This is a genomic window from Sphingomonas zeae (genome assembly GCF_014197135.1).
Taxonomy (GTDB): domain Bacteria; phylum Pseudomonadota; class Alphaproteobacteria; order Sphingomonadales; family Sphingomonadaceae; genus Sphingomonas; species Sphingomonas zeae.
Genome location: NZ_JACIFA010000014.1, coordinates 80,382 through 88,856, shown reverse-complemented (window position 1 = coordinate 88,856; position 8,475 = coordinate 80,382). Strand labels below are relative to the sequence as shown.

The following is an 8,475-nucleotide window of genomic DNA, read 5'->3' as shown; positions in this document are numbered from 1 at the left end:
CCCGCTACGATCGGTGCCCAACCGCCTTCTTCTCCGCCGTCGCCCTCGCTGCCACCATCATCTTCTGGCTTTGATCAACGAGTCCTGACCCTAGCGTTCGCATCCCTGGCCTGGGATGCCGCCGTACAGGCGGCGGCAACGCCGTCCCGCCCCGCATCATGGCGACCCTGCGCCTGATTATTGGGGGCTGGGATTATTGCGGACTGGCGGGGCAAAGCCGAGCAGCTTCGCCCCGCCGCGGATTAACGGTTTTCCTTCGTCGCCTCGATCGCGGCATTGGCGGCCAGGATATAGGCCGAGGTGGTCGCGACCGTGTATTCGTTCTCGAACCACAGGAACGGCCAGTCGGTCTTCAGCTCGGGAAAGTCGGGCTTCACGATCAGCACGCCCGGCACAAGCCCGCCGGGGATGAAGCCATAATCCGCGCGGTTGTGGCCATAGCCGATCAGCTTTGACGCGGTGCCCACCGTCGAGACGAGCGACAGGTTGTTGGCCGGATGCCGCCCCAGCACATAGTCGATCGCATTCAGCGTATAGTCGGTGCCGATGATCTCCGGGAACGCCTTGTGCATCAGGAAGGCGGTTGATCCAAACTCGACGACCTGATGCGATCCGGCCCAGCTGCCCTCGCTGATCGGCACGCCGAACGGGTTTTTGGCGGCCTCGGCATCCATCTTCGTCTTGGCCTGGCGAACCAGCGGGACCAGGGCGGCGCGGTATTTGGCATCCATGAACGGGATGGCCCGCACCGCCGAGGCCCCGACCCAGGCGAAGCTCTTCGAGATGACCGGCATCAGCTTGCGCAGGCGATCGGCATAGACGCGCTCGCCCTTGCTGGTGATCAGCATTTCCACCGTCGCACCGACATTGGCGCCGTCCGCCGACCAGGGCGAACCGGAATCGTCGCGTCCGTCGCCTGACTTGATCGGCCCCTTCTGGAACCGTCCCCACAGCACTTTGGCCGCGTCCCAGGCCTCGGCTGCCATTGCCGGATCGCTGTCCGCCAGCGACCGCGAGGCGGCGGCGAGCGCGCCCGCGACCGCCAGATTGTTGGCGGGAAGGTCGGTGGTGAAGGCCCAGCGATCGTCCTGCGCGCCCGACGATCCGCCCTTGCGCTCGGTCGCACCCAGCGCGGCGTCATAGGTCAGATTGTCGGTCTGTGAGCCCGCATCGCCCAGATGCGCATATTGGCGCTGGGCCGGATCGATGATGCCAACGATCGCATGGCCGAACACCTTGTACTGGGCGAGCAGTTGCAGGACGCCGTGGCGGATCTGCTGGACCGAATCCTGTTTGCCGTCGGGCTTGCGGATTTCGACCGCGCGGGCGGCCTCGTCTACGCTCGTTTCGTCCCAGTCCAGGCCATAGAGCTCGCGACCCCAGACAAGATCTCGGACCACGGCGGCGTTTTGTGGCGTCTGGATGTCGTAATCGCCCGCATCCTGGAAGCCGCCGACATTCAGACCGGGGATATGCTCGCCCGGCTTGAACGGCGAGTCGAGGTTCGGCCCCATCTTGTACCCGTCGAAATGGACATGGTTGGGCGGCGCCTGGCGCGCATCGTCGAGGTGGGAGGGGGCGGACCAGACGCGATATTGCTCGCGAATGCCGACATGGTCCATCTGCTCGGCGATGAAGGTGTCGAGCGAGGTCTGCCAGATGCGGTCATAGGCGTCGGCCGCGATGCGAAACGGGTTCGTCAACTGACCGCCATAGGCGATCGCATAGACGCCGGGCTCGCGCACCTGCGAGAAGTCGAAAGCGGCGTAATTATACCGCATCCAGCGGCCGCGCGGAGCAACGGCGGCGCGCAGCACGGACTGGCGGGTACCATCGGCCGCCAGCCGGACCAGCTCCGCTTCCTTCGGCGCGGTGCCATGCGGATCGGTTTCGATCAGCGCGATCTTGGCGCGACCCGGTGTATAGCCCGCCTGGTTGAACGAGACGACCGGCGCACGCACCCAGTCCTTCACGACATTGGGGTGGACATGCCAGACGACCGCATTCTCCTTGGCGCCGGCCGCGATCAGCGAGCGGACGACGAACCAGCCATTCTGCGCTCGGTTGCGCGCGTCATACAGCTCCAGCGCGCCCGCATCCGACGTGATGGTCACCCGGGTCAACGGGTCTTCGGGCGACAGGGTGATCGACTTGCCGCCCGAGGCCAGCGGCACCGGATCGCCTGATCCGTCCTTGGCCATCGGGCCTGTCGCGTGGCGCGGGAACAGGCCGGGCGCGGCGTCCATCAGATAGGTCTTGCCGAAATAGCTGGTCGGCAGGAAATCGAGGTTGAACCCGGCCTTACCCGCCAGCGCGGCGGGCAGCGGCTGGTCGAGATCAACCGCGATGCGAAAGCCGTCGCCCTCCGCCGTGACCTTCACGCGGTAGCTGAGATTCTGGTCTTTATAGGTGGAACGTACCACGACTTGATTGGGCTCGGCCCCGCGCGTCCGGCTGACAAAGGCGGGGACGGGATCCCATTGTTCGGGCGTGCGATTGAGCCGCACCGCGCCATCGGTCGCAATTCGCTCCCCATGAAGGACGATCTGGATGCCGGCGTTCTTCTCGTCAAAAAAGATCGGGCTGAACTGATTCTGGTCGACCATCACGGTCAGGCCCTGACGCTCGAGCGTCTCGGCCGGGGTGACGGCCAGAATCGATGCGGTGCCGTTCGCGGCCGTTTGGGCCTGTGCGGCGCACGCCGCCGCCATGATGCTCGCCGATGCCAATAAGATGACACCCATATGTTTCAGCATAACCCCTCCTCCTAATAGATAGCGCTATCATTTTTGACGAAGGACATGGCGGCGAGCTGGGTCGGGCCGACGTCATGTCCGGAACGCGGGGCGAAGCGGTTTCCGCTTTCGCCTTGGCGCCAATTTGTGCCAGCTTTTCGGATTAAACAACGAAAAAATTAGGCTTTGTCTTGCATCAACTTTCCGGAGCGCGGGCCGGGGTTCTGACCGTGGCGGCGTGGAAGAGGGATTGCTGTATAACGCTCACATGCTGTGCCGATGGCAAACACGGGAACGGCGCGGACCGCTTCTGCCGTCTGCGCCGCCCATTTCATGCTCATGATGGATGTGTCGGTGATCGGGCCGCCCGGCCCGACCATGGAATCAGGCCGCGGCGCCGTTCAATGTTTCCATCTCACCCAGGACCCGCGCCTTGCGGCCATAGACATATTCGAACAGGGGGCTCGCCATCATTGTGGTGACGATCGCCATCAGCACCAGCATCGAGAACAGGGTGGGGCCGATAATGCCCTTTTGCAGCCCGATATTGATGATGATGAGTTCCATCAGGCCGCGCGAGTTCATCAGGGCGCCAATCCCCATGGCGGTGCGGTTATCCTCCCCACACGCCCGCGCGGCGAGGTAGCAGGCGCCGAACTTGGCGGCGATCGAGGCGGCCAGAATGCCGAGCGCGATGAGCAGCAGGGAAGCCGAATTGACCATGTCCATCCGCGTGTTCAGCCCCGAATAGGTAAAGAACATCGGCAGCAGCAGAACGACCGCCAGCGGCTCGACCTTCTTCTTCAACTCGCTGACGAACAGGCCCCGGGGCATGAACACGCCCAGGATGAAGCCTCCGAATATGCCGTGAACCCCGATCGCGTCCATGATGAAGGCGGACAGGCAGAAGGCCATCAACGTGATCGCGAGCACCGTCGTGCTCATCTCGCCCCGCGCTTCGACCGCGCGGCCGAGCGGCGCGAGCAGGCGGCGACCGCAGAGGATGAGGAAGCCGACATAGAGGAACGCGCCGCCGATCGCCAGGATCGCCACGCCGCTGCCCCCGCCAAAGGTCGCCAGCACGATCGCCAGCACGCACCATGAGGCGGCGTCGTCGAACGCTCCGGCGGCCAGCGACAATGTGCCGAGCGGACTATCGGCCAGTCCCCGCTCATTGATGATCCGGGCGAGCATCGGAAAGGCGGTCAGCGCGATGCACGCGCCCATGAACAGCGTGGCATTGGTCCGGCTGATCCCGGCGGTGAACAGGCCGGGCACCTGCAACAGCAGCGGCGTGATGGCCGCCGCGATCAGGAATGGTGCGATGACGCCTGACGCCGACACCGCCATCGCGCTGCGCGCCTTGGACCGGAAATGGTCGAGCCTGAGGGTCAGCCCCACCAGAAACATGTAGAGAGCGACGCCGAGCTGCGCCCCGGCATAGAGGACATTGCGGGTTTCCTTGGGAAAGATCGCACTCTGCCATTCGGGAAGGAACAGGCCGAGCAATGACGGACCCAGCACGACCCCGGCAATCATCTCGCCTACTACCGGGGGCTGGCCCAGGAAACGCTGGCCCGCCCAGCTGACGATGCGGCAGGCGAACAGGATCACGGCCAGCTGCAGGAAGAAATGGATGCTATAATCGCCGGGCGCATAGGTCGCGGCGGCCCCGACGCTGGCCGGACCATGCGGCGACAGGATGCCGCCAAAGGTCTTCCAGAAACTGTCGATCGCGTCGTTCATCGGCACCCCACCCCTAAATGCCCAAGCGCTCTGGTTCGGCCAGCGCCACAAGAGCCCTGTCTTGCAACAGGATTTTCAGGAAGTCCTGTGGATTCCGCTACGCCCATGGCAAATTAACCCCGGCCGCCACGTCGTCAGGCGCGAAGCCGGGGGAAGGGGGAGAGCGGGACTCAGGCGATGGCGGGCAGCCGATCGAGATGCTTTTCGAGCGTCAGCGGATAATCGCGGATGCGCACGCCCGTCGCGTTATAGACCGCATTCGCCACCGCCGCGCCGACGCCGCACAGGCCGAGCTCGCCCACGCCCTTGGCTTTCATCGGATTGGCCTTGTCATCGGCTTCCTCCAGGAAGATCACCTCCTGATGCGGGATGTCGGCATGGACCGGCACTTCATAGCCCGCCAGGTCATGATTGACGAAGAATCCGAACCGCTTGTCGACCGCCAGCTCCTCCATCAACGCCGAGCCGACCCCCATGGTCATCGCCCCGATCACCTGGCTGCGCGCCGCCTTGGGGTTCAGGATACGCCCCGCCGCGCAGACTGCGAGCATCCGGCGGAGGCGCGTGACGCCGGTATAGGCATCGACCCCGACCTCCACGAAATGCGCGCCGAAGGTCGATAGCTGATAGGTCTTGCCCAGATCGCCGAACTCGATCCGGTCTTCGGCGGTCAGCGGGCCGGAGGCGGCGGCGTCGCGCAGGCTCACCGATCGGTTGCCGCCCGTCACCTGGCCATCCGCAAAGGTGAGATCGGCCGAGTTGAAGCCCAGCCGCTGCGCCACTGCTTCGCGCAGCTTGACGCAGGCGGCATAGACACCCGCCGTCGCATTGGCCGCGCCGAACTGGCCGCCCGATCCCGCCGACACCGGATAGTCGCTGTCGCCCAGCCGGACATCGACCGCACCCATTGGCACGCCCATCATCTCGGCGGCGGTCTGCGCGATGATCGTATAGCTGCCGGTGCCGATATCGGTCATGTCGGTCTCGACCACGACCCGGCCGTCCTTGTTCAACGTGACCCGCGCGCCCGACTTCATGTTGATGTGATTGCGGAAGGCGGCGGCGACGCCCATGCCGACCAGCCAGCGACCGTCGCGAACTTGTGCGGGCTTGGCATTGCGCTGCGCCCAACCGAAACGTTGCGCCCCCTCTTCCAGGCAGCGGACGAGCTGGCGTTGCGAGAAATGGCGATCGGGCTTTTCGGGATCGACCTGGGTGTCGTTCTTCACGCGAAAGGCGATGGGGTCCATGCCCAGCTTTTCGGCCGTCTCGTCCATCGCGATTTCCAGCGCCATCATCCCCGGGGCTTCGCCCGGCGCGCGCATCGCATTGCCCTCGGGCAGGTTCAGCACCGCCAGCCGCATCGCAGTCAGACGGTTGGGTCCCGCATAGAGCAGCTTGGTCTGGTTCACCGCCGTCTCGGGGCCGCCGCCGGGCTGATCGCCTGATCCGCTTTCGTGCGCGATCGCCTGGATCGTCCCGTCCTTGCTCGCGCCGATGCGGATACGTTGCACGGTCGCGGGGCGGTGCGTGGCGTTGTTGGCCATCAACGGCCGCTGCATCGCGATCTTGACCGGCCGCCCCACCGCCTTCGCGCCCAGCGCCGCCATGACGGCATCGGCGCGCAGGAACAGCTTACCCCCGAAACCACCGCCGACATAGGGCGAGATGAGCCGAACGTTTTCCTTGGGCATTCCCAGCGTCTTGGCGAGATCCCCGCGTCCCCAGGCGATCATCTGGTTGGAGGTCCAGACGGTCAGTTGGTCGCCGTCCCAGATCGCCAGAGAGGCGAAGGGCTCCATCATCGCATGGCTATGGTCGGGCGTGGTGTAGGTCGCGTCGAGCTGGACCGGCGCCGCGTTGAACGCGCTTTCGAACTTGCCGGTTCGGTCGGCGGCGGGGGCCTTGCTGCCCTCGTTGCTATCGCCCCCGGTCAAGGGCGCGGTCTTCAGCCCTTCTGCCAGGTCATATTGGCCTTTGGCGCGGTCATAATCGATCCTTACCAGCCCGGCGGCGGCACGCGCCTGCTCGAAGCTCTCGGCAACGACGATGGCGACCGCCTGATGATAATGGTCGACCTCCGGCCCGCCGAGCAGCTTGACCGTGTTGAAATCGCCCTTGTTCAGTTTGCCCGCCTCGACGGCGGTAACGATGCCCAGCACGCCCGGCGCGCCGCGTGCATCGTCGAGGTTCATCGACCGGATACGCCCCTTGGCGATCGCCGCGCCGATGATCCAGCCATAGGCGGCGTTGGGAGCCTCGGCATGGCGTTCATAGGCATAAGGCGCGGTACCGGTGGTCTTGCGCGGGCCGTCGATACGGTCCTGCGGACGACCCACCACGGTCATGCGGTCGATGGGGTTGGCGCCGGCTGGTTCGGTGAATTTCATGCGGTCCTCGCCTGGCTGATGGCTGCCGCCAGCGTCCGTTCGACGAGCGGCACCTTGAATTCATTGTCTCGGGTAGGGCGGGCATCGGCGAGCAACGTCGCCGTCACTGCCTTGGCGCCATTCGGCATCGCAGCCTCCGCCGCCTCGACCCGCCAGGGCTTGTGCGCGACGCCACCGACCGCAACGCGGCCCGAGCCGTCCTTCTGAACGACCGCCGCCACCGAGACGAGCGCAAAGGCATAGGACGCCCGGTCGCGCACCTTTTCATAGACATGGGTGCCGCCGACGGGGCGGGGCAGGGTGACGGCGGTAATGAGTTCGCCCGGCTCCAGCGTTGTCTCGATATGCGGCGTGTTGCCGGGCAGGCGATGGAAAGCGGCAATCGGAATGGCGCGGGTCCGCCCTTCCGGGTTCACCGTCTCGACGACCGCGTCCAGCACCCGCATCGCGACGTTCATGTCGCTGGGGTTGGTGGCGATGCAATGGTCGCTCGACCCCACGACGGCGAGTTGTCGTGAATAGCCGCCGATCGCGCTGCACCCGCTGCCGGGCTTGCGCTTGTTGCAGGCCATATTGGTGTCGTAGAAATAGGGGCAGCGAGTCCGTTGGAGCAGATTGCCCGCCGTGGTCGCCTTGTTGCGCAACTGACCGCTCGCCCCCGCCACGATGGCACGGGAGAGGACGCCGTAATCGCGTCGCACGCGCTCGTCGGCGGCAAGTGCGGTGTTGGTGACGAACGCGCCGATGCGCAGGCCGCCTTCCCTAGTCTTCTCGATCCGGTCGAGCTTCAGATCCTGCACGTCGATCAGGTGGGTCGGCGTCTCGACCTCGATCTTCATGAGGTCGAGCAGGTTGGTGCCGCCCGCCAGGAACTTCGCGCCGGGCCGGGTCGCCGCACGCGCGGCTGCGACCGCGTCGCGCGCGCGCTCATAGGTGAAGGGCTTCATGCCTTGGCTCCCGCAACTTCGGCCATAGCGTCGGCGATGTTGGAATAGGCGCCGCAGCGGCAGATATTGCCGCTCATCCGCTCGCGCATCTCGATGCCGGAGGCTTGCGGCCGAGCGTTAAGGTCGGCCTGGACATGGCTGGGCACGCCGCGCTTGATCTCGTCGAGCACCGCCACCGCCGAGCAAATCTGGCCCGGCGTGCAATAGCCGCACTGATAACCGTCATGACGGACAAACGCGGCCTGCATGGGGTGCAGCTTGTCGGGCGTGCCGAGCCCCTCGATCGTGGTGATGCTGTCGCCGTCATGCTGAAGCGCCAGGCTGAGGCAGCTGTTGATCCGCTGTCCGTTGACCAGCACGGTGCACGCCCCGCACTGCCCGTGGTCGCAACCCTTCTTGGTTCCGGTCAGGTGGAGATGTTCGCGCAGCGTGTCCAGCAGCGTGGTGCGCGGGTCCAGCGACAGCGCGTGCGCCTTGCCGTTGACCTTCAGCGTGACGGGCATGGCGGGAGGGTCGGCGGGCATGGTGCTCTTCCTGGTCTGTGCCTCGGCCGGGGCCGAGGCTGCCATCGCGGTGGCCGCGCCCCCGACGATCATGCCGCGTCGCGACACGGTAAATTCAATGCTGTCCGCCAATGTCCCGGCTCCCTTGCACCCT

Annotated in this window: 5 protein-coding genes; all 5 read right to left on the bottom strand. The window is 65.6% G+C overall.

Annotated features, from left to right (window positions below; all coding sequences use genetic code 11):
* Positions 1–242: 242 nt before the first annotated feature.
* The gene (locus GGR45_RS16580; RefSeq protein ID WP_175312365.1) at positions 243–2,756 is read right to left on the bottom strand and encodes a glycoside hydrolase family 9 protein; all 2,514 of its coding nucleotides are present in this window, start codon (positions 2,754–2,756) and stop codon (positions 243–245) included.
* Between the two features lie 363 nt (positions 2,757–3,119).
* On the bottom strand, positions 3,120–4,481 hold the full coding sequence (locus tag GGR45_RS16575; protein ID WP_175312366.1) for a cation:proton antiporter: 1,362 nt from the start codon (positions 4,479–4,481) through the stop codon (positions 3,120–3,122).
* A 170-nt stretch (positions 4,482–4,651) separates the two neighbouring features.
* Positions 4,652–6,871 carry an aldehyde oxidoreductase molybdenum-binding subunit PaoC gene (paoC, locus tag GGR45_RS16570; RefSeq protein ID WP_175312367.1) on the bottom strand — a complete coding sequence of 740 codons (2,220 nt, stop codon included), beginning with the start codon at positions 6,869–6,871 and terminating at the stop codon, positions 4,652–4,654.
* Positions 6,868–7,818 (bottom strand): FAD binding domain-containing protein, encoded by a 951-nt coding sequence (locus GGR45_RS16565; protein WP_175312368.1) that lies wholly within the window; start codon positions 7,816–7,818, stop codon positions 6,868–6,870. Before GGR45_RS16565 ends, paoC begins: the two co-directional genes overlap by 4 nt.
* On the bottom strand, positions 7,815–8,453 hold the full coding sequence (gene paoA / locus GGR45_RS16560) for an aldehyde dehydrogenase iron-sulfur subunit PaoA (protein WP_246358278.1): 639 nt from the start codon (positions 8,451–8,453) through the stop codon (positions 7,815–7,817). The genes GGR45_RS16565 and paoA overlap by 4 nt, the downstream gene beginning before the upstream one ends.
* Between the last annotated feature and the right edge of the window lie 22 nt (positions 8,454–8,475).

Bases quoted from the DNA above. Each gene is read 5' to 3' on its own strand.
- GGR45_RS16580 (WP_175312365.1), bottom strand. From the start codon at position 2,756: ATGCTGAAACATATGGGTGTCATCTTATTGGCATCGGCGAGCATCATG.
- GGR45_RS16575 (WP_175312366.1), bottom strand. From the start codon at position 4,481: ATGAACGACGCGATCGACAGTTTCTGGAAGACCTTTGGCGGCATCCTG.
- paoC (WP_175312367.1), bottom strand. From the start codon at position 6,871: ATGAAATTCACCGAACCAGCCGGCGCCAACCCCATCGACCGCATGACC.
- GGR45_RS16565 (WP_175312368.1), bottom strand. From the start codon at position 7,818: ATGAAGCCCTTCACCTATGAGCGCGCGCGCGACGCGGTCGCAGCCGCG.